23 protein-coding genes and 1 tRNA gene are annotated in these 26,377 nt (G+C 71.0%); 21 read left to right on the forward strand and 3 right to left on the reverse strand.

The genetic code is table 11. From position 1 onward, the window contains the following. The first annotated feature begins 55 nt into the window (after window positions 1-55). The 3 genes from leuA (at window position 56) to HQQ88_RS01035 (ending at window position 3,777) form a co-directional block, all read left to right on the forward strand. Complete coding sequence (gene leuA / locus HQQ88_RS01025) at window positions 56-1,831, forward strand: 2-isopropylmalate synthase (protein ID WP_123292557.1); 1,776 nt, start codon at window positions 56-58, stop codon at window positions 1,829-1,831. A gap of 285 nt (window positions 1,832-2,116) precedes the next feature. Beyond that, window positions 2,117-2,983, forward strand: coding sequence for a DNA repair protein RecO (gene recO, locus HQQ88_RS01030; protein WP_131920522.1), 867 nt, complete (start codon window positions 2,117-2,119; stop codon window positions 2,981-2,983). Next, window positions 2,980-3,777, forward strand: a complete 798-nt coding sequence (locus tag HQQ88_RS01035) for an isoprenyl transferase (protein ID WP_131846220.1) — start codon at window positions 2,980-2,982, stop codon at window positions 3,775-3,777. Before recO ends, HQQ88_RS01035 begins: the two co-directional genes overlap by 4 nt. Before the next feature lie 8 nt (window positions 3,778-3,785). Here the strand turns inward: HQQ88_RS01035 and HQQ88_RS01040 are convergent, their stop codons facing one another. Then, entirely contained in the window at window positions 3,786-4,757 is a 972-nt protein-coding gene (locus HQQ88_RS01040) for a LysR family transcriptional regulator (protein WP_173168392.1), read from the reverse strand. Window positions 4,758-4,827: 70 nt separating this feature from the next. On the opposite strand from HQQ88_RS01040, the gene HQQ88_RS01045 reads away from it, so the two are divergent. From HQQ88_RS01045 to HQQ88_RS01060, 4 genes are all read left to right on the forward strand, one after another. Then, window positions 4,828-5,883 carry an aminotransferase class V-fold PLP-dependent enzyme gene (locus tag HQQ88_RS01045; RefSeq protein WP_173168393.1) on the forward strand — a complete coding sequence of 352 codons (1,056 nt, stop codon included), beginning with the start codon at window positions 4,828-4,830 and terminating at the stop codon, window positions 5,881-5,883. A 107-nt stretch (window positions 5,884-5,990) separates the two neighbouring features. Then, the gene (locus HQQ88_RS01050) at window positions 5,991-7,376 is read left to right on the forward strand and encodes a glycine--tRNA ligase (protein WP_123938268.1); all 1,386 of its coding nucleotides are present in this window, start codon (window positions 5,991-5,993) and stop codon (window positions 7,374-7,376) included. A 140-nt stretch (window positions 7,377-7,516) separates the two neighbouring features. Beyond that, window positions 7,517-8,251, forward strand: coding sequence for a DsbA family protein (locus HQQ88_RS01055; RefSeq protein ID WP_133938223.1), 735 nt, complete (start codon window positions 7,517-7,519; stop codon window positions 8,249-8,251). After that, window positions 8,248-8,457 carry a hypothetical protein gene (locus HQQ88_RS01060; protein WP_173168394.1) on the forward strand — a complete coding sequence of 70 codons (210 nt, stop codon included), beginning with the start codon at window positions 8,248-8,250 and terminating at the stop codon, window positions 8,455-8,457. Before HQQ88_RS01055 ends, HQQ88_RS01060 begins: the two co-directional genes overlap by 4 nt. A gap of 140 nt (window positions 8,458-8,597) precedes the next feature. On the opposite strand, the gene HQQ88_RS01065 is transcribed toward HQQ88_RS01060, so the two are convergent. Then, a complete protein-coding gene (locus HQQ88_RS01065; protein ID WP_173168395.1) occupies window positions 8,598-9,083 on the reverse strand; it encodes a YbaK/EbsC family protein in 486 nt (161 codons plus the stop codon). 47 nt (window positions 9,084-9,130) lie between these two features. Here HQQ88_RS01065 and dusB point away from each other — a divergent pair, with 47 nt between their 5' ends. From dusB to HQQ88_RS01130, 13 genes are all read left to right on the forward strand, one after another. Next, window positions 9,131-10,285 carry a tRNA dihydrouridine synthase DusB gene (gene dusB / locus HQQ88_RS01070; protein ID WP_123292566.1) on the forward strand — a complete coding sequence of 385 codons (1,155 nt, stop codon included), beginning with the start codon at window positions 9,131-9,133 and terminating at the stop codon, window positions 10,283-10,285. Continuing rightward, window positions 10,282-11,595: a deoxyguanosinetriphosphate triphosphohydrolase gene (locus tag HQQ88_RS01075; RefSeq protein WP_173168396.1), complete on the forward strand. Its 1,314-nt coding sequence runs from the start codon at window positions 10,282-10,284 to the stop codon at window positions 11,593-11,595. Before dusB ends, HQQ88_RS01075 begins: the two co-directional genes overlap by 4 nt. Window positions 11,596-11,681: 86 nt before the next feature. Then, window positions 11,682-13,595: a DNA primase gene (gene dnaG / locus HQQ88_RS01080; RefSeq protein ID WP_173168397.1), complete on the forward strand. Its 1,914-nt coding sequence runs from the start codon at window positions 11,682-11,684 to the stop codon at window positions 13,593-13,595. Window positions 13,596-13,977: 382 nt separating this feature from the next. Next, on the forward strand, window positions 13,978-15,609 hold the full coding sequence (locus tag HQQ88_RS01085) for an ABC transporter substrate-binding protein (protein WP_123292569.1): 1,632 nt from the start codon (window positions 13,978-13,980) through the stop codon (window positions 15,607-15,609). Window positions 15,610-15,726: 117 nt separating this feature from the next. Beyond that, window positions 15,727-16,803, forward strand: coding sequence for an ABC transporter permease (locus HQQ88_RS01090; RefSeq protein ID WP_123292841.1), 1,077 nt, complete (start codon window positions 15,727-15,729; stop codon window positions 16,801-16,803). Between the two features lie 2 nt (window positions 16,804-16,805). Beyond that, window positions 16,806-17,810, forward strand: a complete 1,005-nt coding sequence (locus HQQ88_RS01095; protein ID WP_123292570.1) for an ABC transporter permease — start codon at window positions 16,806-16,808, stop codon at window positions 17,808-17,810. Further along, window positions 17,807-19,483, forward strand: a complete 1,677-nt coding sequence (locus tag HQQ88_RS01100) for an ABC transporter ATP-binding protein (protein ID WP_173168398.1) — start codon at window positions 17,807-17,809, stop codon at window positions 19,481-19,483. Before HQQ88_RS01095 ends, HQQ88_RS01100 begins: the two co-directional genes overlap by 4 nt. Window positions 19,484-19,658: 175 nt before the next feature. Further along, complete coding sequence (locus tag HQQ88_RS01105) at window positions 19,659-20,588, forward strand: ATP-binding cassette domain-containing protein (RefSeq protein ID WP_123292572.1); 930 nt, start codon at window positions 19,659-19,661, stop codon at window positions 20,586-20,588. After that, on the forward strand, window positions 20,585-21,586 hold the full coding sequence (locus HQQ88_RS01110; RefSeq protein WP_367916960.1) for a D-isomer specific 2-hydroxyacid dehydrogenase family protein: 1,002 nt from the start codon (window positions 20,585-20,587) through the stop codon (window positions 21,584-21,586). The genes HQQ88_RS01105 and HQQ88_RS01110 overlap by 4 nt, the downstream gene beginning before the upstream one ends. Window positions 21,587-21,712: 126 nt before the next feature. After that, a tRNA-Asn gene (locus tag HQQ88_RS01115) sits at window positions 21,713-21,785 on the forward strand. A 97-nt stretch (window positions 21,786-21,882) separates the two neighbouring features. Then, window positions 21,883-23,415, forward strand: coding sequence for a hypothetical protein (locus tag HQQ88_RS01120; RefSeq protein WP_173168399.1), 1,533 nt, complete (start codon window positions 21,883-21,885; stop codon window positions 23,413-23,415). Continuing rightward, window positions 23,412-24,119, forward strand: a complete 708-nt coding sequence (locus tag HQQ88_RS01125; protein ID WP_367916961.1) for a pentapeptide repeat-containing protein — start codon at window positions 23,412-23,414, stop codon at window positions 24,117-24,119. The genes HQQ88_RS01120 and HQQ88_RS01125 overlap by 4 nt, the downstream gene beginning before the upstream one ends. Window positions 24,120-24,183: 64 nt before the next feature. Next, on the forward strand, window positions 24,184-24,672 hold the full coding sequence (locus HQQ88_RS01130) for a hypothetical protein (RefSeq protein WP_173168400.1): 489 nt from the start codon (window positions 24,184-24,186) through the stop codon (window positions 24,670-24,672). Between the two features lie 59 nt (window positions 24,673-24,731). On the opposite strand, the gene def is transcribed toward HQQ88_RS01130, so the two are convergent. Then, on the reverse strand, window positions 24,732-25,307 hold the full coding sequence (gene def, locus HQQ88_RS01135; protein WP_173168401.1) for a peptide deformylase: 576 nt from the start codon (window positions 25,305-25,307) through the stop codon (window positions 24,732-24,734). Window positions 25,308-25,346: 39 nt separating this feature from the next. Between def and HQQ88_RS01140 the strand changes: the two genes are divergently transcribed. After that, a complete protein-coding gene (locus tag HQQ88_RS01140; protein ID WP_173168402.1) occupies window positions 25,347-26,258 on the forward strand; it encodes a DMT family transporter in 912 nt (303 codons plus the stop codon). The last annotated feature ends 119 nt before the right edge of the window (window positions 26,259-26,377 follow it).

The raw sequence follows: 26,377 nt of genomic DNA on the forward strand, positions 1-26,377 counted from the left end.
TCCGTCGTGGCCGCACTCACCAGAGCACACGAACACGCGACGAAAGCGACGAACGATGCAGAACACGCAGCAACCCTCCGGGATGCCGATCCACAAGTACGTCCCCTTCCACGAACAGATCTCGGTCGAACTGCCCGACCGCACCTGGCCGACGAAACGCATCGAGCGGGCCCCGCGCTGGTGTGCGGTCGACCTGCGTGACGGCAACCAGGCCCTCATCGACCCGATGGACGCCGAGCGCAAGCGCGCCATGTTCGACCTGCTCGTCGGCATGGGCTACAAGGAGATCGAGGTCGGGTTCCCGAGCGCCTCGCAGACCGACTTCGACTTCGTCCGCAGCCTGATCGACGAGGGCGCGATCCCCGACGACGTCACCATCCAGGTGCTGACCCAGGCGCGCGAGCACCTCATCCAGCGCACGTACGAGGCGATCGACGGCGCGAAGCAGGCCATCGTCCACCTGTACAACTCGACGTCGATCGTGCAGCGCGAGGTCGTCTTCCGCACCGACGTGCAGGGTGTCGTCGACATCGCGGTGGCCGGCGCGAAGCTGTGCAAGGCGGCCGAGGCGACGCTGCAGCACGACACGACGGTCTACTACGAGTACTCGCCGGAGTCCTACACGGGCACCGAGCTCGAGGTCGCGCTGCAGATCTGCAACGCCGTGCTCGAGGTCTTCGAGCCCACCCCCGACCGCAAGGTCATCATCAACCTGCCGGCCACCGTCGAGATGGCGACGCCGAACGTCTACGCCGACTCGATCGAGTGGATGTCGCGCAACCTCGCGCACCGCCAGGACGTCATCCTGTCGCTGCACCCGCACAACGACCGCGGCACCGCCGTCGCCGCCGCCGAGCTGGGCTACATGGCCGGCGCGGACCGCATCGAAGGCTGCCTGTTCGGCAACGGTGAGCGCACCGGCAACGTCGACCTCGTCGCGCTGGGCATGAACCTGTTCACGCAGGGCATCGACCCGGAGATCTCGTTCGCGGACATCGACCAGGTGAAGCGCACCGTCGAGTACTGCAACCAGCTGCCGGTGCCGGAGCGTCAGCCGTGGGCGGGCGACCTCGTCTACACGGCGTTCAGCGGTTCGCACCAGGACGCCATCAACAAGGGCTTCGAGGCGATGAAGGCCAAGGCCGCCGCCGCGGGCAAGGACATCGACGAGATCGAGTGGGCGGTGCCGTACCTGCCCGTCGACCCGAAGGACATCGGCCGCTCGTACGAGGCCGTCATCCGCGTGAACTCGCAGTCCGGCAAGGGCGGCGTCGCGTACCTGCTCAAGACCGACCACGCGCTCGACCTGCCCCGCAAGCTGCAGATCGAGTTCTCCGGCGTCGTGCAGCGGCACACCGACACCGAGGGTGGCGAGTTCTCGTCGCAGCGCATCTGGGACGTGTTCCAGGACGAGTACCTGCCCGCCTCGACCGACGACGACAAGTGGGGCCGGTACGAGCTCACCAAGACGGCGACCTCGAGCGACTTCGACGGCACGACCTCGCTGTCGGTCGCACTCCGCGTCGACGAGGGCTCCGTCACCGCCGACGCCGTGGGCACCGGTCCGATCGACGCGTTCCTCAAGGTCCTCGCCGAGCAGGGCGTCCAGGTCACGCTGTACGACTACTCGGAGCACACGATGAGCGCCTCCGGTGACGCCAAGGCGGCGTCGTACGTCGAGCTCGACGTCGACGGCGTGCGCCTGTGGGGCGTCGGCATCGACGCCGACATCTCGACGGCCTCGCTCAAGGCGATCGTGTCCGCGGTGAACCGCGCGGTGCGCGCCGGTGCTGCTGCCGGCGCCGACTCGCCGGAGCTCGTCTCCGCCTGAGACGCGACCAGACCGGGAGGCGCGGTGCAGGTCCGTCCTGCACCTGGGCCCACGCCGGCCGGTTCCGGGCCGACGCGCCAGCGGCGGACCGGCCGTGCCCGGTGGGGAGCCTCCCGTCTGTGCCCGGTCTTTCCCCCGTCACGCGCGATGGCAAGTCGAATCGGGCGTACCTGATCGTTTCTTTCGACCAGGTACGCCCGATTCCGCTCGGTACCCCTGCGCGCGGCGCGCGCGGCTGCGCGCTGCGCGCTGCGCGGTGTCGGCGGGGCGGGGGATACTGGGGGCATGCCGCTGTACCGGGACGAGTGCGTCGTGTTGCGCACCCACAAGCTCGGGGAAGCCGACCGCATCGTCACCATGCTCAGTCGGCAGCACGGCAAGATCCGTGCGGTGGCCAAGGGCGTGCGGCGGACCGCGTCGAAGTTCGGCAGCCGGCTCGAGCCGTTCATGGTCGTCGACGCCCAGTTCTACGAGGGCCGGTCGCTCGACATCGTCACCCAGGCCGAGTCCCTCGGTGCCTACGGGGCGCAGATCGTCGCCGACTACGGCGCGTACACGGCTGCCAGCGCCATGGTCGAGACCGCCGACCGCCTGAGCGAGGCCGACGCCGGGCTGCAGCAGTACCTGTTGCTCGTCGGCGCGCTGCGGTCGCTGTCGCGCGGTGAGCACCACTCCAGCGCGACGCTCGACTCCTACCTGCTCCGTGCGATGAGCATCGCGGGGTGGGCGCCCTCGTTCAGCGACTGTGCGGTCACGGGGGAGCCCGGGCCGCACTCCGCGTTCGTGGTGCAGCTCGGCGGGGTCGTCGCCGACCGGGCTGCGCCTCCCGGCACGCCGCGGCTCGACCCGGCGACCCTCGGCGTGCTCGGTTCGCTGCTCGCCGGCGACTGGGCGAGCGTCGACGCCACCGACGAACGGACGCGGTCGCGGGCCTCCGGCGTGGTCGCGGCGTACGCCCAGTGGCACCTGGAACGATCGCTCCGGTCCCTGCCGCACGTCGACCGCTCGGAGCACCCGCTGCCCGTGCCGCTGACCCACGACGGACCCGAGGCGACGGCACGCGCGGTGGCCTCGACCCCCGCACCCGCACTCCCTGACCCCGATCCCGCCGCGGAAGGAACCCGCACCGTGGAAGGAACCCCCACCGCATGAGCCCCCGCCGCCCTGACGACGCCGAGCCGTTCCGCCCGATCGACTGGACCGGTGAAACGCCCCCGGCGATCCCAGCCCGGTTCGTGCCGGACCACGTCGCGATCGTGATGGACGGCAACGGTCGGTGGGCCAACGGCCGCGGGCTGACGCGGATCGAGGGACACAAGGCGGGCGAGGCCTCGCTGCTCGACGTCGTCGCCGGCGGGATCCAGATCGGCGTCAAGCACATCTCGGCGTACGCGTTCTCCACCGAGAACTGGAAGCGTTCGCCGGAAGAGGTCCGGTTCCTGATGGGCTTCAATCGCGACGTGATCCGTCGTCGGCGCGACCAACTGAACGAGTGGGGCGTCAAGGTGCGGTGGGCCGGACGCCGTCCGCGGCTGTGGCGGAGCGTCATCGACGAGCTCGACCGTGCCGAGCAGATGACCGCGCGCAACGACGTGCTGACCTTGACGATGTGCGTCAACTACGGCGGCCGGAACGAGATCGTCGACGCCGTGCGGGGGATGGCCGAAGAGGTCGCCGCCGGACGCCTCAAGCCGAGCCAGGTCACCGAGAAGGCACTGGCGAAGCGGCTCTACGTGCCCGAGATGCCCGACGTCGACCTGTTCCTGCGCAGTTCGGGGGAGCAGCGCACGAGCAACTTCCTGCTGTGGCAGTCGGCGTACGCCGAGATGGTGTTCCTGGACCGCCTGTGGCCGGACTTCCGGCGCACGGACCTGTGGGGCGCGATCGAGGAGTACGCACGCCGCGACCGTCGCTACGGCGGTGCGGTCGACGCCCCGACCGCCTGACGCACCCGTCAGCCGGGCAGCGGCCCGTCGAGCAGGTGCGCCGCCGACCGCACCGCGTCCATGGCCGCACGGACGCTCGGGACGCGCTCGGCCCCTCGGGCGATGACGACCTCGACCCGGCGGGCCAGGTCGTCGTCCACGGGGTCGACCCGGACCTCGGCGGGGATGACCGTCGTCGCGAGCGCCAGCCGGGGGAGCAGGGCCACGCCGAGTCCGGCGGCGACGAGCCCCACCACCGCTGCCGCGTTGTCGGTCTCGAGCACGATGTCCGGGGTGAACCCGGCGGTCGCACACGAGGCGAGCAGGTGGCCGCGGCACCGTGGGCAGCCGCCGATCCAGCGGGCGTCGCGGTGCGACGCGAGGTCGACAGCACCGGAATCCGCGGCACCAGAGTCCGCAGCATCGGACCCCACGGACACGGAGGGCGTCACCAGCGCGAGCGGGTCACGCCCGAGCGCCCGGGTGACGAGCCCGGGGTCCGGGGCGGACCCGACCTCGTCGCCGACGTAGGTGAAGGTCAGGGCGACGTCGACCTCCCCGCTCCGCAGCAGGTCGAGCGCCTCGGGCGGTTCGACCTCGACGTACGAGGTCGTCACGCCCGGAGCCGTCGACGCCAGCCGGGCGAGCACCGCGGGCACGAGGGCCGAGGACGCGCTCGGGAACCCGGCGAGGCGCACGCGGCCGCGGGTGAGGCCACCGACGGCGTCGAGGTCCTCGCGCGCGGCGGTCAGCGCGGCCTGCACATGCAGGGCGTGGTCGGCGAGCACCCGACCGGCGTCCGTCAGGGTGGCACCGCGCCCGCCGCGACCGTCCTGCCCGGACCGCAGCACCAGGGTGTGCCCGAGTCGCCGCTCGGCCCGGGCGAGCAACTGGCTGACCGCGGGTTGGCTCGACCCGAGCGCTGCGGCGGCGCGGGTGATCGACCCACCGTCGGCCACGGCGCGGAGGATCCGGAGCAGCTGGGGATCGATGTCGTCCATCACGCGATGTTATCGGCTGCACAACGAACCCGGCCTGGTGTGATGGGGCACGAGCCGGGACGCTGTCCGCATGGACTCCTTCCCCGCCGGCCGTGGCTACCTCGCGGCGTGCACCGCCGGTCTGCCGACCCGGGCCACGATCGCCGCCCAGCGGGCCGACCTCGACGCGTGGTCCCGCGCCGAGACCTCGCCGGCCCACTACGGGGCGTTGGTCGAGGAGGGCCGCGCGCTGTTCGCCGCCCTCGTCGGGGTGCCGGTGTCCCACGTGGCGACCGGCTCGCAGACCTCGGTGATGGCCGCGGTCGTCGCCGACGCCCTGTCGGACGGTGCTGAGGTGGTCGTCCCCGACGGCGACTTCAGCTCGGTCGTCTTCCCGTTCCTCGCCCAGGCGCACCGAGGCGTCCGCGTCCGGCACGTCCCGCTCAACCGGCTCGCCGCGTCCGTCGGGCCCGACACCGCCCTCGTCGCGTGGTCCGCGGTGCAGTCCGCCACCGGTGCCGTCACGGATCCGTACCCGGTCGTCGCCGCGGCCCGGAAGGTCGGCGCCCTGACCCTCTGCGACCTCACGCAAGCAGCCGGCGTCCTGCCCGTCGACGCGGCACTGTTCGACGTGACGCTCACGCACGCCTACAAGTGGCTCTGCGCACCGCGCGGCGTCGCCTTCATGACGCTCTCCGACGCCGCCCTCGGTCGGCTCCGCCCGGTCCAGGCCGGCTGGTACGCCGGCGCGGACGTGTGGTCGTCCTGCTACGGCCCCGACATGCGCCTGGCTGACGACGCCCGTCGCTTCGACGTCTCGCCGGCCTGGCAGGCGTGGCCCGGTGCCGTGGCCGCGCTCGAACACGCGGTCGCGCTCGACCAGCAGGCGGTCTGGAGGCACGCCACCGGTCTCGCAGATCGGCTGTGCGACGCCCTCGGGTCGCCTCGGCAGGGCGACGGTCAGGCGATCGTGACGTTCGTGGACGCCGACGGGTCGGCCCTCCGGGCCCTCACCGCCGCCGGACTCACCGCGTCGGGGCGTGCCGGGCGACTCCGGATCGCGTTCCACCTGTGGAACGACGAGTCCGACGTGACCGACGTGGCGGCCGCACTGGGCGGGGTGGGGGCGGCCACGTCGGCGAGGTGAGCGCTGCGGGCGGACGCGGGGCGGGCCTCCCGGCCGACGATCGCCGGTAGTCTTGCCCGGACCGTTTCCGCACCGAGCACCCAGCTCGGCGACCTCTGGAGCACTCTTTGGCACAGCCCACCCGTCTCGACAGCGTCATCGCCCTGGCCAAGCGCCGCGGCTTCGTCTTCCAGTCGGGTGAGATCTACGGAGGCTCCCGCTCCGCGTGGGACTACGGGCCCCTCGGTGTGGAGCTCAAGGAGAACATCAAGCGTCAGTGGTGGCAGCGGTTCGTCCGCGGCCGTGGCGACATGGTCGGCCTCGACTCCGCCGTCATCCTGCCCCGCAAGGTGTGGGAGGCCTCCGGCCACGTCGCGACCTTCACCGACCCGCTCGTGGAGTGCCTGCACTGCCACCACCGGTTCCGCGAGGACCACCTGATCGAGGCGTTCGTCGCCAAGAAGGGCCGCGACCCCGAGGGCCGCATGGCCGAGATCGCCTGTCCGAACTGCGGCACCCGCGGCGAGTGGACCGAGCCCCGCGAGTTCTCCGGGATGCTCAAGACGTACCTCGGCCCGGTCGAGTCCGAAGAGGGCCTGAACTTCCTGCGCCCCGAGACCGCGCAGGGCATCTTCGTCGACTTCGCGCAGGTCGTGACGACCAGCCGCATGAAGCCCCCGTTCGGCATCGGGCAGGTCGGCAAGGCGTTCCGCAACGAGATCACGCCCGGCAACTTCATCTTCCGCACCCGCGAGTTCGAGCAGATGGAGATCGAGTACTTCGTGCCGCCGGCCGAGGCGGGGGAGCACTACGAGCAGTGGATCGCCGACTCGATCGCGTTCTACACCGAGCTCGGCATCGACCCGGAGAACCTCCGCCGTTTCGACGTGCCGGACGGCGAGCGGGCGCACTACTCCGACGCCACCGCCGACATCGAGTACCGCTTCGGGTTCACCGGATCGGAGTGGGGCGAGCTCATGGGCGTCGCGAACCGCACCGACTTCGACCTCAACAACCACATCGAGTCGTCCGGCCAGGACCTGCGCTTCTTCGACCAGGCGGCGAACGAGAAGTACGTGCCGTACGTCATCGAGCCGTCCTTCGGCCTGACCCGTGCGCTCATGGCGTTCCTGCTCGACTCGTACCACGAGGACGAAGCACCGAACGCGAAGGGCGGCGTCGACAAGCGCACCGTGCTGCGACTCGACCCGCGCCTGGCGCCCGTCAAGGCCGCGGTGCTGCCGCTGTCGCGCAACGAGCAGCTGTCGCCGGTCGCCCGCGGCCTGGCCGACGACCTGCGCAAGAACTGGAACGTGGACTTCGACGACGCCGGTGCGATCGGCCGTCGCTACCGTCGTCACGACGAGATCGGTACGCCGTTCTGCATCACGGTCGACTTCGACACGCTCGAGGACAAGGCCGTGACCGTGCGCGAGCGCGACACCATGGCGCAGGAGCGCGTCGCCCTCGACCAGCTGCAGGGCTACCTGGCGCAGCGCCTGCTCGGCGCGTAGGGGTCTCGCGGGCGTCGCGGCGTCGCGGCGCGGATGCGTCTAGCACAACCAAAATCACCTCGAACCGCGCGATCCCGCGGCGCGAGGTGATTTTGGTTGTGCGGCGGGAATGCGCGCGCAACGTCCGCGTTGGGATCAGCATGAACGACTCCGTGAAGGTCGATGTCTGGTCGGACATCGCCTGCCCCTGGTGCTACATCGGCAAGCGCAAGTTCGAGGCCGGCGTCGCCGCGTTCGGCGCCTCGGCGGACGGCCGCCCGGTCGAGGTCGAGTACCACTCCTTCGAGCTCAGCCCGGACACCCCCGTCGACTTCGAGGGCACCGAGGCTGAGTTCCTGTCGAGCCACAAGGGAATGCCCGTCGAGCAGGCGCAGCAGATGCTCGACCAGGTCACCGGCATCGCGGCCTCGGTCGGGCTGGACTACGACTTCGAGGCCATGCACCACACGAACACCGTGAAGGCGCACCAGGTCATCCACCTCGCCAAGCAGCACGGCAAGCAGCTCGACATGGTCGAGCGCCTGTTCACCGCCTACTTCGAGCGCGGCGAGCACGTCGGCGACGACGCGACGCTGGCCGACCTGGCCGCCGAGATCGGGCTCGACCGCGACGAGGTCCTCGCCACGCTCCGTGACGACTCGCAGCTCGCAGCCGTCCGTGCCGACCAGGCCCAGGCGCAGGCCTTCGGCATCAACGGCGTCCCCTTCTTCGTCATCGACGGCAAGTACGGCGTCTCCGGTGCGCAGGACCCGGCGGCGTTCGAGCAGGTGCTGACGCAGGTCGTCGCGCTGCGCGGGACGACTCCGGACGAGGTCGCCTCGGCGACCGAACGCGCTGCGGACGACGCGAGCGCCGACGTGGCGGCGACCCGATGACGGGCGCGACGGTCACCGTCGGGGGTGGGGCGGGCCTCCCGTCCGCCCCGTCGGTCCCGGATGCGATCTCCGGTCTGGAGGCGCGCCCCAGCCTGCTCACGCTGGTCACGCCCGGCGGTGCGCCGGTCTGCGACGGTGATTCGTGCCTGATCGACGCCGGATCGTTCGCCGGCGCCGAGGGCGACTGGACCGAGGTGCCGGACTGACGGTTTCGTCGGTCGCGCGTTGCGCGCTGCTGGTCCCGCGCCGCGCGCTGCTGGTCTGGCGCCCCCGTGCGGTCGTCGCGCCCCGACTCTGCGGGGCGCGACGGCTGTGCGGGGGCGCGTTCCGTCGGTCGACGGACCACTCAGTCGCGCTGCGGTTCCTCGTCGGTGATGTCGGCGACCGTCGCGCCGTACGCGGCGACGAGGTCGTCGGCGTCGACGAAGGCACTCGCGCCGTGGCGGCCCGCGCCGAGGGCGACCCGTCGACCGACGATGCGTTCGTCGGCGTAGACGGGCAGGTTGCCAGTCGCTCCGATGGGCGTGATCGTGCCGCGCTCGTAGCCCGACGCCTGGAGCGCGGTCGCCGCGTCGGGCATCGAGAGCTTGTTCACGCCGACGACGGTGCGGAGCTTCTTCCACGCGATGCTCCGGCCGCCCGGCACGAGCGCGAGCAGGAAGCCGCCGTCGTGGCGCTTCACGACGAGTGTCTTGACGATGTCACCGGGGTCGATGCCGAGCAGCTCGGCGGCCTGCTGCAGGGAGTCCGCGGCGGGGCGTTCGACGACCTCGACCGTCAGACCGCGGGCTGCTGCGTCGGTGTCGAAGCGGGTGCTGGCGTCGATCGTCATGTGGAGAACGCTACCGGCGAGCACCGACGTGGGAGGATGGAACAGGTATGACGATCACACAAGCCCCAGCACGGCCTCTGCGCATCGGCCCGATCGAGGTCGACGTGCCGGTCGTGCTCGCGCCCATGGCGGGCATCACGAACATGGCGTACCGCCGGCTCTGCCGCGAGTACGGCGCCGGTCTCTACGTCTGCGAGATGATCACGTCGCGCGCACTGGTCGAACGCACCCCCGTGTCGATGCAGCTCATCCAGCACCACGAGTCCGAGACCCCGCGGTCGATCCAGCTGTACGGCGTCGAGCCGAACACCGTGGCCGAGGCCGCTTCGATCCTGGTGGGCGAGGACCGCGCCGACCACATCGACCTGAACTTCGGCTGCCCGGTGCCCAAGGTCACCCGCAAGGGCGGCGGCGCGGCCCTGCCCTGGAAGCTCGAGCTGTTCCGCGAACTCGTCACGAAGACCGTCCGCGCCGCAGGGAACGTGCCGGTCACCGTGAAGATGCGCAAGGGCATCGACGAGGACCACCTGACCTACCTCGACGCCGCCCGCATCGCGCGGGACGCCGGCGTCGCCGCGGTGTCGCTGCACGCCCGCACGGCGAACGAGCACTACTCCGGTCACGCCGACTGGTCGGCGATCGCGACGCTGAAGGAGACCGTCACCGACATCCCGATCCTCGGCAACGGGGACATCTGGTCGGCTGCCGACGCCCTGCGCATGGTCGACGAGACCGGCGTCGACGGCGTCGTCGTCGGACGCGGGTGCCTCGGGCGCCCGTGGCTGTTCGGCGACCTGGCGGCGGCGTTCCGCGGCGAAGGGCTGCGGTACATGCCGACCCTGGGCGAGGTCGCCGACGGGTTCCGTCGGCACGCCGAACTGCTCGTCGAGTTCTTCGGGTCCGAAGACCACGGCTGCCGCGACGCCCGCAAGCACGTGGCCTGGTACTTCAAGGGGTACCCGATCGGCAGCGACGTGCGGTCCGGTCTCGCGCTGTCGTCGAGCCTGCAGGAGATCGACGACCTGCTCGGGCAGCTCGACCGCGACGCACCGTACCCGGGCGAGGGCGCCGAGGGCCCCCGCGGTCGCTCCGGCAACCCGAAGCGCACCGCACTGCCCGACCGCTGGCTCGAGTCCCGCGACGTCGACAGCGAGTTCCGCAAGGTCCTCGCCGCCGCCGAGCTGCACCACAGCGGCGGATGAGCGCCACCGCCTCGTACGGCCCGGCCGACGCCGAGCGCTGGCTCCCGGAGGAGCACGGCAACCGCCGATCGGACTTCGCCCGCGACCGCGCACGCCTGCTGCACTCCAGCGCGCTCCGACGCCTCGCCGCCAAGACCCAGGTGCTCAGCCCGACGACCGGGCTCGACTTCGCCCGCAACCGCCTGACCCACTCGCTCGAGGTGGCGCAGGTCGGTCGCGAGCTCGCGGACTCGTTGGGCCTCGACCCCGACGTGGTGGACACCGCGTGCCTGGCGCACGACATCGGCCACCCGCCCTTCGGCCACAACGGCGAGACCGCCGTCAACGCCTGGGCCGCCGGCATCGGCGGGTTCGAGGGCAACGCGCAGACGCTGCGGCTGCTCACCCGGCTCGAACCGAAGGTCTACGGGCTGCGGCCGGGCGCCGATGCCGGCACTGCCGGGGGCGGGGACCGTCCGTTCGGGCTGAACCTGACCCGGGCGTCGCTCGACGCCAGCTGCAAGTACCCGTGGCCGGCGGCGCAGGGCGTCTCCGAGTCGTCCTCGGGCCGGACCAAGTTCGGCTTCTACGACGACGACCACGACGCCTTCGAGTGGCTCCGCGCCGGGGCCCCGCGGCGCCAGCGGTGCATCGAGGCGCAGGTCATGGACCTGTCGGACGACATCGCCTACTCGGTGCACGACTTCGAGGACGCCGTCGTCGCCGGGTTCATCGACGTCGCGGCCCTCGGTGACCGCGTCGGCGAGAACGACATCGTCACCGCGATGCACGCGTGGGTGGGCGACGACCTGAGCCGCGAGGAACTGCTCGAGGCGTTCGACCGCCTCCGGGCGCTGCCGCTCTGGATGACCTCGTACGACGGGTCCCGCCGCGACGCGGCGCACCTCAAGAACCTGACCTCGCAGCTGATCGGACGCTTCGCGCGGACGGCGACGGCCGCGACACGCGAGTCCTACGCCTCCGGGTCCCTGGTCCGGTTCGCGGCGTCCGTCGTGACGCCGCCGGAGATCATCGGCGAGATCGCGGTCCTCAAGGGGATCGTGGCGGCATTCGTGATGACGCAGGGCGACCGGCAGCCCGTGTACGAAGACCAGCGCCGGATCCTGACCGAGCTGCTCGACGCCCTCGCGGCGTCGGGTGCATCGGACCTCGAGCCCGGCTTCGCCGCCGACTGGCGTGCGGCGTCCGACGATGACGGCCGACTCCGCGCCGTGGTCGACCAGGTCGCGAGCCTGACGGACCAGGGGGCGATCGCCTGGCACCGGCGGTTGGTCGTCGGCGAGCGGGAAGCGGTCCACATCCCGGTGTGAGCGGGGTGCTCCGTCGGCCTCGGTGGTTCGTCCACATCTCGGGGCCGCGGTCGGCCGAGGTCGGTCCCACGAACTAGGATCAGAGGGTGGCTGGCAGGATCGCGCGGAACGACATCGACGAGGTCCGCTCGCGTGTCAACATCGCCGACGTCGTCGGCGACTACGTCACGCTGAAGAACGCGGGCGTCGGGTCGATGAAGGGGCTCTGCCCCTTCCACGACGAACGTTCCCCGTCGTTCCACGTCCGGCCCCAGGTCGGCCGGTACCACTGCTTCGGCTGCGGCGAGGACGGCGACGTCTTCAGCTTCATCATGGCGCAGGACCACACCACCTTCGCCGAGGCCGTCGAGCGCATGGCCGCGAAGATCGGCTTCACCCTGCACTACGAAGAGGGCGACGGGCCGCGGACCGACTACAACACCCGGGCCCGGCTGATCGCGGCCAACGAAGCCGCGCTCGAGTTCTACACGGCGCAGCTCACCACCGCCGCGGCCGACCCCGCACGGCGGTTCCTGGGGGAGCGCGGGTTCGATCCCTCGGCGGCGCAGCACTTCGGTGTCGGTTTCGCCCCGAAGTCCTTCGACATGCTCAAGGACCACCTGCGCGGTCGGGGCTTCACGCTCGAGGAACTCACCTCGGCCGGGCTCGTCAGCCAGGGCGACCGGTCGCCGTACGATCGGTTCCGTGGTCGCCTGATGTGGCCGATCCGCGACGTCACCGGGGCGACGATCGGGTTCGGTGCCCGTCGCCTGCTCGACGACGACAAGGGCCCGAAGTACCTCAACACGCCCGAGACCCCGATCTACCACAAGAGCCAGGTGCTCTACGGGCTCGACCTGGCCCGCCGCGACATCTCGAAGCAGAAGCAGGTCGTGATCGTCGAGGGCTACACCGACGTCATGGCCTGCCACGTCGCCGGCATCACCACCGCGGTCGCCACGTGCGGCACCTCGTTCGGCGTCGACCACATCAAGGTGCTGCGCCCGATGCTCGGCGACCTGGCCGGCGCCGACCCGAACGCCAACGGCGAGGTCGTCTTCACCTTCGACCCGGACGAGGCCGGGCAGCGTGCCGCCTCCCGCGCCTTCGCCGAGGAACAGCGGTTCGCGGCGCAGACCTTCGTCGCGGTGGCACCCGGTGGCCTCGACCCGTGCGACCTCCGGCTCGCCCGCGGCGACGACGCCATCCGCCGCCTGATCACGAACAAGCGCCCGATGTTCGAGTTCATGATCCGCCGCACGTTGGAGGGCCACGACCTCGAGACGGTCGAGGGCCGCGTCAGTGCCCTCCGCGCCGCCGCGCCCGTGCTCGCCGGCATCCGCGACCGCTCGCTCACGCAGGGCTACGTCCGCGAGCTCGCCGGCTGGCTCGGCATGGACATGCCCGAGGTCCGTCGATCGGTCGAGACCGCGCGTCGGCGTGCGGGGTCGACGGACGATCGGTCAGGAGGCCCGGGGCGCGACGGCCGCGCCGGTCACGCCACCGACGGGGCCGGTGTGGTCGAGGAGCCCGTCGCCGGGATCCGCTCGCTGCCGAACGACCCGATCAGCCGCATGGAGCGCGACGCCGTCATGGCGATGGTGCAGCAGCCGACCTCGGTCGGAGCGCCGCTGCTCGGGCTCGCCGCCTCCGCCACGTTCTCGGCGCCGATGCTCGCCGTCGTTCGGGACGCCGTGGTCGCCAACGTCGACGTCATCGGGGCGGGGGACTGGCTCGACCGGTTGCTCGCCGACGTGCCGACCCCCTTGCGCACCCTGACGCACGAGCTGGCCCTCGCGCCGATCCCCGCCCGCAACGCCGAGGACCTCGCCGCGTACTGCCGGAGCATCGTCGTCGCCCTGGTCGAGCGGGACCTGCTCGCCCGCAAGGCCTCGTTGCTCGGACAACTGCAGCGTGCGGACCCGCACGCGCAGGCCGAGCGGCGCGCCGAGATCCAGCGGCAGCTCGTGGACATCGACGCGCAGCGCATGCGGCTCCGCGCCGACGCCGAGGCGTCCTAGCCCCTCGCTCTCGCCGCCCGAGTGCCGGGCGCCGGCCGCGCGGCCGTGTCGGGCGTCGAGTGGTCGCACGGCGTCGGCCGGCCGGGGTCCGGCCGACGGGACGTGACCGCTCGGGGTGGGACGGGCGGTGTGTCGTGACCGGTCGGCGAGCCCCGGACCACCCAGGTTGCAGCGCGCAACTTTCGTGTGCGGCGCGCCGTGTCGATGCGCACGAATGATGCATCACGCGACGGGTGCTTGCATTACAGCGGTGTAAACAAATCGCTCCCGGTTCGATCTGTTCCGTGACAGGGTGATACCAATGAGCGTTCCTGGCCGGGCACACAGACGTACCACCCGCCGGTCCGGACACTTGCACCCAACTTCAAGAGAGGCATCGAACATGGCATCCGTGTTCAAGAAGCACACAGCCACGTGGGGCAGGCGCGGCATCGCGCTCGGCGCCGGAGCAGCAGCGACGGCGCTGGTGCTGACCGGCTGCGCGAGCAGCAGCGTGAGCGACACCGAGCTGAACGGCCTGAGCATCGGGACGACGGACAAGATCACGTCCCTCGACCCGGCCGGCTCCTACGACAACGGCTCCTTCGCCGTGCAGAACCAGGTCTTCCCGTTCCTGATGAACACGCCCGTGGGCAGCCCGGACGTCGAGCCGGACATCGCCACGAAGGCGGAGTTCACGAGCCCGACCACGTACGAGGTCACCCTCAAGGACGGCCTCGAGTTCGCGAACGGCAACAAGCTCACCTCGAGCGACGTGAAGTTCTCGTTCGACCGTGAACTCAAGATCAACAACGAGAACGGCCCGCAGTCGCTGCTCGCCAACCTCAAGAGCATCGACACCCCGGACGACACGACCGTGGTGTTCAACCTCGACCACGCCGACCAGACCTGGCCGCAGGTGCTCTCGAGCCCCGCCGGCCCGATCGTCGACGAGGACGTCTTCAGCGCGACGAAGCTCACCAGCGCCGACGACATCGTCAAGGGCAAGGCGTTCGCCGGGCAGTACCAGATCAGCTCCTACAAGGAGAACCAGCTGATCCAGTACAAGACGAACCCGAAGTACGACGGCCTGCTCGGCAAGGCGAAGACCTCCGAGGTGACGGCCAACTACTACACCAAGGAGACCGACCTCAAGCTCGCCGTGCAGCAGGGCGACGTCGACGTTGCGTACCGCTCCCTGACGCCGACCGACATCTCGGACCTGCGCAAGGACGACAAGCTCAAGGTCACCGACGGCCCCGGCGGCGAGATCCGCTACGTGGTCTTCAACTTCAAGACGCAGCCGTTCGGCACCGGTCAGGACGACGCCGACGAGGCGAAGGCCCTCGCCGTGCGCCAGGCCGCCGCTGACGTGGTCGACCGCGCCGCCCTGGCGAAGGAGGTCTACAACGACACCTTCACGCCGCTGTACTCGATGGTGCCGGACGGCCTCACCGGTGCGGTCCAGCCGTTCAAGGACATGTACGGCGACGGCGACGGTGGCCCCGACGTCGACAAGGCGAAGAAGACCCTCGCCGACGCCGGTGTCTCCGGCAAGGTGCAGCTCGACATCCAGTACGCGCCCGACCACTACGGTTCGGCCTCGGACGACGAGTACGCGCTGCTGAAGACGCAGCTCGAGGACTCGGGTCTGTTCACCGTCAACATCCAGTCGACGGTCTACACGACCTACGCCCAGGAGCGCACCAAGGACGCGTACCCGGAGTACCAGCTCGGTTGGTTCCCGGACTTCTCCGACGCCGACAACTACCTGTCGCCGTTCTTCACCAAGGAGAACTTCGTCCAGAACCACTACGACGACTCGGTCATCCAGGACCTCATCGCGAAGGAGCAGGCGGAGTCCGACCCGGACAAGCGTGCCGACCTGATCGAGCAGGCCCAGGAGCGCGAGGCATCGCAGATCTCGACGCTGCCCCTGCTGCAGGGCAAGTCCGTCGCCGTCGCCGGCAAGGACGTCAAGGGCCTGACCCTCGACGCCTCCTTCAAGTTCCGGTACGCCACCCTCAGCAAGTAGCACCACGCCCCTCGCGCAGGCCGCGGGCGTTCCCACGAGGAACGCCCGCGTGCCTGCGCACCGGCATGAAAGGCACCCCTCCCCGTGACCCTGAGCACCCCAGAGGCGACCCAGGACGTGAACGGCACCGATCCGACCAAGCCACAGGCACAACGTCGTGCCAAGAGCAGTGGCGGCGGACTCGGCCGGTACGTCCTCGTCAGGTTCCTCCTCATCATCCCGACCGTCTTCATCCTGGTGACGCTCGTGTTCTTCCTGATGCGCGTCATCGGGAACCCGATCACCGCGTCGGTCGGCGGCCGACTCACCCCGACGCAGCTGCAGGAACGCCTGCACGCCGCCGGGTACGACCGTCCCGTGCTCGTGCAGTACTTCGAGTACCTCGGCGGCATCCTGCGCGGTGACTTCGGCAACGCGTCGACCGACAACCGGCCGATCACCGAGATCATCCTGCAGTACGGCGGCGCGACCGCCGAGCTCGTCTTCTACGCCCTCGTCGTCGCGCTCGTGCTCGGCATCCCGCTCGGCATGCTGGCCGCGTACACGCGCGACAAGTGGCCCGACGTGCTGCTCCGTGCCCTCGCGATCCTGACGTACGCGACCCCGGTGTTCTTCGGCGGCCTGCTGCTCAAACTCGTCTTCTCGGTGTGGCTCGGTTGGCTGCCGCTCGGCGACCGCGCGTCGACCAGGGTGGAGCTCATCCTCGACGGCATCCCCGGCGCGAGCGGCATCTACATCATCGATGCACTGCGGACCGGCAACGCGGCGGTCATCGGCGACGTGCTGCAGCACGCCGTCCTGCCGGCGCTGACCCTCGGACTGCTGACCGCCGGCATCTTCCTGCGCCTGGTGCGCGCGAACATGATCGGGTCGCTCGGCTCCGAGTACGTCGACGCGGCCCGCTCCCGCGGTGTCCGCGAGTCGCGGTTGGTGCGGACGCACGCGTTCCGCCCCGCTCTCGTGCCGATCATCACGGTCATGGGCCTGCAGATCGCGATGCTGCTGGGCGGTTCGGTCCTGACCGAGACCACCTTCGGCTGGCGCGGCCTGGGCTTCGAGCTCAACCAGTACCTGTCGGCCCGTGACTTCGTCGCGGTCCAGGGCATCGTCGCGATGCTGGCGGTGATCGTCGCGGTGACCAACTTCATCGTCGACGTCGTCGCCGCCCTGATCGACCCGAGAGTGAGGTTCTGACGATGGCCGACACCACCCTCGTCGACCGCCACGAGCCGCTCTGGAAGCGGCTGCCCGTGGTGGTCCAGCTCCGCAAGAGCACCGGCTGGCAGCGCGCCATGCTCATCGTCGGCGTGGTCATCTGCGCCCTGTACCTGCTCGTCGCGGTCTTCGCGCCGCTGCTGGCCCCGTACGGCTTCGGCCAGCTGCAGGGCGCGGACGGCGAGAGCTTCCCGCGCACGGGCGCACCGAGCGCCGAGCACATCTGGGGCACCACCGTCGGCGGGTTCGACGTCTTCAGCCGGGTGGTCTACGGCGCCCGGACCGCGGTCCTCGTCGTGATCGTCGCGGTCGTCGTGTCGATCATCGTCGGCGTGCTGCTCGGGCTGGTCTCCGGCTACCTGGGCGGTTGGCTCGACCGGGTCCTCGTCGTGGTCGCCGACGCGATCTACGCGTTCCCCTCGCTGCTGCTCGCGATCGTCGTGTCGATCGTGATCTCCGGCGGCAACTCGAGCTACTCGGGCGGCATCATCGCGGCGGCGATCTCGATCACCGTCGTCTACGTGCCGCAGTACTTCCGGGTGGTCCGTGCCGAGGCCGTGCGGCTGAAGAACGACGCGTTCGTCGAGTCGGCACGCGTGATGGGCACGAACCCGTGGCGCATCATGACCCGGCACGTGCTGCGGAACTCGACGCGGTCCCTGCCGCTCATCCTGACGCTGAACGCCAGCGACGCGATCCTGACCCTGGCCGGCCTCGGCTTCCTCGGGTTCGGCATCGGGCCGACGTCCGGCGCCGAGTGGGGCTACGACCTCAGCCGTGCGCTGTCCGACGTCGCGAGCGGCGTCTGGTGGACCGGTGTCTACCCGGGTGTCGCGATCGTGGTGCTCGTGCTCGGTGTGACGTTCATCGGCGAGAGCCTCAACGACATCTCCGACCCCCGTCTGCGTGCGCGCCGACGGCTGAAGCAGCTGGTGTCCACGCGCGACGCGCGCAACACGGCCACCGCGGAAGGATCGGGCGCATGACGACCGACACCGAGAACGCACCCGTGGTCGTCGTCGACGACCTCACCGTCACCTTCGCCACCGACGGCGGCGCCGTCGACGCGGTGAAGGGCGTCAGCCTCGACGTCCGCCCCGGCGAGGTCCTCGCCCTGGTCGGCGAGTCCGGGTCCGGCAAGTCCGTCACGGCTCGCGCCATGCTCCGGCTGATGCCCGAGACGGCGACGCTCGGCGGCGCGGTGCTGCTCGACGGCACCGACGTCGTCACCGTCGGCGCGCAGAAGCTCCGCAGCCTGCGGGGGACCGCCGGTGCGATGGTCTTCCAGGAGCCGTCGACCGCCCTCAACCCGGTCTTCACCGTCGGGTGGCAGATCGCCGAGGGGCTCCGCGCCCACGGTGGCATGTCCAAGAAGGAGGCGCGGGCGAAGGCCATCGACTACCTCGGCCGCGTCGGCATCCCCGACCCCGAGACCCGCGTCGACCACTACCCGCACCAGTTCTCCGGCGGCCAGAAGCAGCGTGTCGTCATCGCGAGCGCGCTCGCACTCGAGCCGTCGGTGATCATCGCCGACGAGCCGACCACGGCGCTCGACGTCACGGTGCAGGCCGAGATCCTCGACCTGCTCCGCCGCTGCCGCGACGAGTTCGGCACGGCGATCGTGATCATCACGCACAACATGGGTGTGGTGGCCGACCTGGCCGACCGCGTCGCCGTGATGTACCAGGGCGAGATCGTCGAAGAGGCCTCGGCGACGGACCTGTTCGCGCGTCCGCAGGCCGACTACACGAAGCGGCTGCTCGCCGCCGTGCCCCGGCTCGAGGCGTCGACGGGCACCGCCCGCCGCGCCGCGATCACCGAGGACGTCACCCCGCTGGTCGAGGCGAAGGGGCTCGAGATCGAGTACCCCGGCCGCCTCGGTTCGCCCGCGTTCCGCGCCGTGAAGGGCGTCGACCTGGCGATCCGTCCCGGTGAGGTCCTCGGGCTGGTGGGGGAGTCCGGCTCCGGCAAGACCACGATCGGTCGCGCCATGGCCGGGCTGACGAAGGTCACCGGCGGCTCGCTGAAGGTCCTCGGCGCCGAGATGCTCGGCTACCGGGAGCGCGACTTCAAGCACCTGCGCAAGGACATCGGGTTCGTGTTCCAGGACCCGGCGACGTCGTTCAACCCGCTGCTCACGATCGCCGAGTGCGTCGCCGAGCCGCTGGTCGTCCACAAGGAGGTGTCGAGCCCGCGTGCGGCCCGTAAGCGCGTCGACGAACTCCTCGAGGCGGTCCAGCTGCCGAAGGCGTACGGGGACCGCTACCCGCACGAGCTCTCCGGTGGGCAGCGCCAGCGCGCCTCGCTCGCCCGGTCGCTCGCGCTCCGGCCGAAGCTGCTCATCGCCGACGAGCCGACGAGTGCGCTCGACGTGTCGGTGCAGGCCCGCGTGCTCGAGCTCTTCCTCGAGCTCCAGCAGGACCTGGGCTTCGCGTCGCTGTTCATCAGCCACGACCTGGCGGTCGTGGGCGCGCTGTCCGACCGGATCGCGGTGCTGTACCGCGGCGACCTGGTCGAGGTGGGCACGACGGCGCAGGTCCTCGGTGCGCCGCATCACCCGTACACGCAGCGCCTGCTGGCGTCGCTCCCGGTGCCGGACCCTGCGGAGCAGGCCGAGCGACGGCGTACGCTGGAGCAACTGGAGAACGTCGGGTCCTGACCCGATGCGACCCGCGTCTGGTCCCGACCCGGCGCGACCCGCCCAGGAGGCCCGTCCAGCGTCGTCGACGCAGGCCGGGCCTCCTGGATGGTCGCCTCCACAGCTGTACGCACGACGGTCCTGCCAGCGCGGCCCGTCGCGAACCGCCGCCAGGGGGCGGCGTGGAAGGGGACCCATGATCGCGGTCAACGGACCGGCGGTCGTCGCGGACGACGTGTCGATCGAGTACCGGGGCGGACGGGGGTCCGAGTCGATCCGAGCGGTCGACGGGGTCAGCCTGACGGTGCGGCAGGGCGAGATCCTCGCACTGCTCGGAGAGTCGGGGTCGGGCAAGTCGACCTTCGCCGCCGCGATCGCGGGGCAGCTCGGGTCGCACGGCGAGGGTGACGGTGCGCTGCGCCGGCACATCGTCGGGGGCGAACTGACCGTCCTCGGCCAGAAGACCCGCGGACTGCGCGGTTCGTCCCGCAAGCTCGAGCGGCTGAGCGGCCGGATCGGCTACCTGCCGCAGGACGGCGCCGACCGGCTCAGCCCGGACCTCACCGTCGGCGAGGCCATCGCCGAACCGATCTACCAGCGCGACCGCCGCTTCGACCGGAAAGAGGCGGGTCTGATCGTCGCGCGCCTGGTCGACGCCGTGCACCTGCCGCTCGGCGTGATGCGGCTGAACACCTGGGAGCTCTCCAGCGGGCAGCGGCAGCGTGTCGCCCTGGCGCGGGCCCTCGTGCTCGAACCCCAGCTCCTGGTCGCCGACGAACCCGCCCGCGGCGTCGACGTGCTCGTGCGCCAGTCGGTGCTCGAGGCCCTGGCGACCCTGCAACGCAACCGGCAGTTCTCCGCCGTCGTGGTGTCCAGCGACCTGCGCGAAGCCGGCGCCCTGGCCGACCGCGTCGCCGTGATGGCCGATGCCCGGCTGGTCGGCCTCGGCACCTTCGACGAGGTCCTCGACAACCCCGTCGACCCCTACGTCAAGACCCTGGCCGCGACCGCGGCCCGCGGCGTGAAGCGTCGCCCGGCACCCACCGCCCCGCGCCGCTCTACGGCGCCACGCCGACCGGTCGCCGCCGGCACCGGCCCCCGCACGGACCGACAGGAGAACCCGTGAGCACCGCCACCCGAGGCCACCGCGCCGTCGTCCCCACCTCCGGCGCCCCGCTGCCGATCGACGCACCGCAGTCCGGCCCCGTCGCCGTGCTGCCGGACCCGACCGACCTGCACGTCACCGCCGTGACCGAGGCCGGCGGGACCGTCGCGTCGCTCGACGCGGACACCCGCGGGCTCGTCTGGCTGGACCCCCGCGACCCGTCTGGCCTCGCCGACGCGCTCGACGCCGCACCGGGGATCGGCTGGGTGCAGCTGCCGTTCGCCGGGGTCGACGCCTTCGCACACCTCATCCAGGAGCACGGGGACCGCGTGCTCTTCACCTCGGCGAAGGGCGCGTACGCGGAGCCCGTCGCCGAGCACGCCCTGGCGCTGACGCTCGGGACGCTGCGGGTCCTGCAGAAGCGTGCCCGTGCACACTCGTGGGCCACCGAGCCCGAGGGTGTGTCGCTCTACGGCCGGAACGTCGTCGTGATCGGCGCCGGCGGGATCGCGCTCGAGTACATCCGCCTGCTCGCCCCGTTCGACGTCGACGTCACCGTGGTGCGTCGCTCCGCCGACCCGGTCGCCGGCGCATCGCGCACCGTCACCACCGACCAGCTCGACGAGGTCCTGCCCGACGCCGACGTCGTGATGATCGCAGCAGCCATGACCTCGGGCACCGCGAAGCTCTTCGGCGAGCGGCAGTTCGCGCTCATGAAGCCGTCCGCCCGGCTCGTCAACATCGCCCGCGGGGGACTCGTCGACACCGACGCCCTGGTCGAGGCCCTGCGCACCGGTGCGATCGCCGCCGCAGGGCTCGACGTCACCGACCCCGAGCCGTTGCCCGACGGCCACCCGCTGTGGTCCGAGCCCGGCGCGGTCATCACGCCGCACCAGGCGGACACCCCGGAGATGGTCGCGCCGCTGCTCGCCGAGCGGGTGCGACTCAACACCACAGCGTTCCTCGACGGCAGCGGCGAGGGCTTCGTCGGCGTCGTCGACCCGGTCGCCGGGTACTGAGGAGCAGTGCTGCACCGGGGGCCACAGCGCGGCGCGCCCGGGCGGCGTGTCCGATGCGGTGAGGGGCGCCGCGGTGCTGCTATGCTGTTACCCGTTGTTCGCACGACATTCGCCAGCGGACAGTGATCCTCGATAGCTCAATTGGCAGAGCAGCCGGCTGTTAACCGGCAGGTTGTTGGTTCGAGTCCAACTCGGGGAGCGTCTGGCCCGGATCCTCACGGATCCGGGCCTTTTGCGTTCCTGGCGCGCTGCTAACCTGGCGCAGCGCACCCAGATCCACGGAAGGCCACTGTTCGATGTCGTTGACCCACGAGCCCCTCGCCGGGTACGAGGTCCGGGGACGGGGAGCTCGTCTGCTTGACCGTGCGAACAGCCTGTTGTCCTCGCGAGCGGCGTTCGGCGCCGTTCTCGTGGTCTTCCTGCTCACGGGGTTCTTCTTCGCCGTCACGCTCCACGTCCCGTCCTCGGCAGCGCCCGACGAGATCCGGCACATCGGGAACGTCCTGTTCTACGCGGCACGACCGTGGACCGCTGGGCCGTTCCTCCACGACGTCGACGCCTCGACGCTCAAGCTCGGCGAGGTCACGCGGTTCCCCGCGTACCTCTACTACTACCTGATGTCCTTCCCGGCGAGGGCTGCGTCGGGGATCGGGCTGAGCGAGGAGCACGTCGTGATGGTGCTCAGGTGCATCGACGTGCTCGCAGCCGGAGCAGGACTGTGTGCGCTCCGCGCCGTCTTCCGCAACGCCGGCATCCCGGCGTCGATCGGCCTCGTCGCGACGATCGTCACGGCGTTCACCGGTCGCTCGGTGTGGATGGCCGCGACCGTCAGCTACGACGCGCCGTCGATGGCGTCGTTCTTCCTCTTCGCGGCCGTCGCCGTCTCGGTGGCGCGCGGCGGCGGCCTCCGCGCGCTCGGATGGCTCGTGGTCACGGCGATGCTCGTCCTCATGCTCAAGTACTCGAACGCACCGCTCGTCCTGGCTGGGGCGTTCTTCGCGCTGCTGTTCCGGTACCGCACCGACGGGTTCAGCTGGATCCGGCACCCGATCCGGCGTGCCGTGAACGGCTTCCGTGAGCGTCCAGCGCGCTCGACCGCGCTCGTCGTGATCGGAGCGGTCCTGTTCGCCCTCGTGCTCGAGCGGTTCGGCGTGAACCTGCTCGTGTACCGAGCGTTGAACCCGGACTGCACCGAGCTCCACAGCCGTGCCTCGTGCATGCAGTTCGACATCTTCCGACGGAACTACAACGCCACTCGGATCCACGACCTGGCCGCCGCCGACGGGTCGCTCGAACCGTTCCACCCGCTGGGGTTCCTGGTCACGTGGGCCACGACGTACTTCCGGTCGTTGTTCTTCTTCTGGGGGCCGACGCTCCCGTGGCGTCCGAACCTCGGCGTCGTTCTGTTCGGCGCGACCGCTGTGCTCGCAGCCGTCGTCGTCGCTGCCACGCAACTGCGTCGGGTCCTCCGTTCAGCCGGTACGTGGTGGCTGGCGATCGTGCCCCTGGCGTACACCGTCGCGGTCCTGTGCTTCAACGCCGCCACCTCCGTCAACCTGCGCCAGGAGTACGCGTTCTCGGGTCGGTACCTGTTGCCGGTGCTCCCGATGGCCGCGGCGGTGATCCTGCTCGGGGTGCGGTCGTGGCTCCGGCAACTGCACGGACGGGTCGCGGCGATCGCGTGGACGGTCGTGATCGTCGTCGGCGTGGCCCTGTTCGTGCTCTACAACCCGATCAGCGCGTTCTTCCCGTACGCCGACTCCTCGGCCTGGTACTCCGGGTGGGCGCGCGCGACGTTGCCGAGTTGGTTGACAGGGGTCGAAGGGTGACCGGGGCCGCGCGCACGCGCACCGTGGTGGTCGTCGTGCTGACCGTGCTCTTCTTCGTCGTCATCGGCGTGGCCGCGTTCGCGCGGACCGGCGGCACGAGCGCCGGTGCACACCGGGTCGGTTCGTGCGCGGTCCGCACTGCGCCTCAGTCCGGCTCCGTGACGACCTGTCCTGGCCAAGACCTCGCGGGTGCCGGCTTCGCCACGGAGGACCTCCGCCTCGCAGACCTGCACGACGCGGACCTCCGAGCGGCCGACCTCGCTGATGCCGTGCTGTTCGGAGCCGACCTGCGCGGTGCGGACCTGCGTGGCGCGGACCTCGGCGGCGCCGACCTGTACGGCGCGGACCTGTCCGGTGCCGATCTCCGCGACGCGGACCTGCACGCAGCGGTCCTCACCAAGGCGGACATCAGCGACGCACGCATCGACGGCATCGACCTCACCGCTGCGAAGATCAGCGGACTGACGGTCCGCGGGACACCGCTCGAGCTCGCCGACCGGACGCTCCGCAGCGCCGACGGGCAGCCCGTCGCGGTGCGGATCCGTCTCGACCTGCCACGCGGCGTGACATCGACGAGCTGCGTCCGACAGGTGGTCGAGGCGCCGGTCGGCACGACCGAGGTGCGCTGTCGCATGAGCACCGATGCGCGCGGTGGCCGGCTCGACCAGCGGGCGACCGTCACCGTCACCGGTCCGACGCGTTAGGGACGGCCGGACGAGCAGCCGACTCGCGGAACTGATCCCGGGCAGTTGCTGTTAGCGTTCACAGGTGCACCGATCCCGTCCGCCCCGCGCCGTGCTCCTCGGCGTGCTGCTCGCGGCGGTCATCGCGCCCGTGCTGGTCGGGTGCAGCGGTGCCAGACCCGACACCGACTCGTCAGAGGAGCCCACGAGCTCGGAGACCGGGCTCGGGTCGGGTGCCTCGCCGGTGGTGTTCGCCTTCGTGTGCGACGACGGCGACCGCGAGACCTACACGACCTACTCGGCGGTGTGGGAGGACGAGCGGACCTCGTGCACCGCGAAGCGGCTCACGGGCTCGGTGCCGTCGACGCAGCAGCAGGCCGCTGTCGACGCGACCCGGGGCGAGGCCACCCTCGTCGAGCTCGCGAGCACCTGCGCCGTGACCGGCACGGACCCGTGGACGTCGGCCGTGGCCGACGACGGCGCAGCGCACGTCGCCGCCGGCCTCCTGCAGTACTGCCCGGGGCACCCGGAGACCGACCACCTGCGCGACGCGCTGACGACGTACCGGAGCTGAGCCGGGCCTCCCGGTCGTCAGCCGACCACGGCAGGCGACGCGCGGGCCGGACCGGCCCGTCAGCCCTCGGGGTGGTCGCGACCCGGCAGCCACGACTGGCCGGGGCCGCCCCAGCTGTTCTTGCGGATGGCCTTGGCGACCTGCTTGGCGTAGGGGTGCACCAGGCGGTCGGCGTAGAGCCAGCCGTCCAGGTGGTCGTACTCGTGCTGGAAGATGCGCGCGAGCCAACCGTCGGCCCGGACCTCGAACGGTTCGCCGTGCTCGTCGAACGCCCGGAGCAGCGCGCTGCCGGAGCGTCGGAGCGGGAAGCGCTCGCCCGGCACGGACAGGCAGCCCTCGGACTCGTCGTCCTCGTCGAGCTCGTCGACCGACTCGGGGACCGGCGGGCTGATCCAGAGGACCGGGTTCACGGCCGCGGCGCGGTGCAGTACGTCGTCGTCGTCGGTGTACGAGTACACGAACAGGCGCTTGCCGACGCCGACCTGGGGTCCGGCCAGCCCGACGCCGGGGGCGAGGTCCATGGTCTCGAACATGTCGGCGACGAGGGAACGGAGGTCGTCATCGAACTCGGTGACCTCGGCTGCACGCTCGTGCAGGACGGGTTCGCCGGTGATGCGGATCGGGAGAACGGCCATTCACCCAGGTTATCCGGCGGTGGACGGTAGCCTCGACGCGTGACGACGGACCTCCAGCTGCCCGACGCAGTGAACCTGACGCCGTTCCAGGCCCTCATGATCCCCGTCGCGCTCATCGGTGCGGTGTTCCTGTCGCTGGGAGCGCAGTTCCAGAGCCGGGGCGTGCAGCGGGTCGAGGCGCGGCTGGGGCGGCAGTCGAAGGGACTGAGCGTCCGGCACATCGTGGGCCTGGTGTCGAGCGGCTACTGGGTGCTCGGCACGCTGATGCTCGGCATCGCCGTCGTGCTGCAGCTCATCAGCATCACGTACGCGCCGCTGATCGTCGTGCAGCCGCTCGGGGCGGTCGCGCTCGTGATCACCACGTGGTTCTCCTCCCGGTCGTCGGGCGTGCCGCTGGGCCGTCGGGCGAAACGTGCGGTGTGGACCTGCATCATCGGTGTCGCGATCTTCGTCGGCATCGCAGCGTTCGTCGGGCACGAGAGCGCGATCACCCGGCAGCAGCTGGTGACCGTCCTGATCATCCTGGCCGTGGTGCTCGTGCTGGTGCTGGTGTCGTTCCGACTCGTGGCCAAGCACAAGAGCGCGCTCTACTACATCGTCGGCGCGGGCATCCTCTACGGGTTCGTCGCGACGCTCGCCAAGGTCGTGTTGAACCGGTTCGTGAACGGCACGTTCGACTGGTTGACGGTCCTCGCGATCATCGGGGTGGTCGTCGCGGCGTCGCTCGGCGGGTACTTCGTGCAGAACGCGTACTCGGCCGGTTCGGCGGACCTCGTCATCGCGGGGCTGACCGTGATCGACCCGATCGTCGCCGTCGGGATCGGCGTGGTCGTGCTCGACGAGGCGTCCGGGGCACCGTGGGGTGCGGTCGCCGGGTTCGTGGTCGCGGCCGGCATCGCCATCACCGGGGTGTTCCTGCTCGCCAAGCACCACCCGCAGACGCGCGCCTGACCGCGGGGTCGCGGGGCGGCACAGCGCCGCCGCCGCGTCACCCCGCGGTACCACGGGGTCCTCCGCGCGGCTGACGCGGCCGCGGAAGCAGGTGCGGTACCGTCGGCAGTCCGACCAGC

This window comes from Curtobacterium sp. VKM Ac-2861, from assembly GCF_013204965.1.
Taxonomy (GTDB): domain Bacteria; phylum Actinomycetota; class Actinomycetes; order Actinomycetales; family Microbacteriaceae; genus Curtobacterium.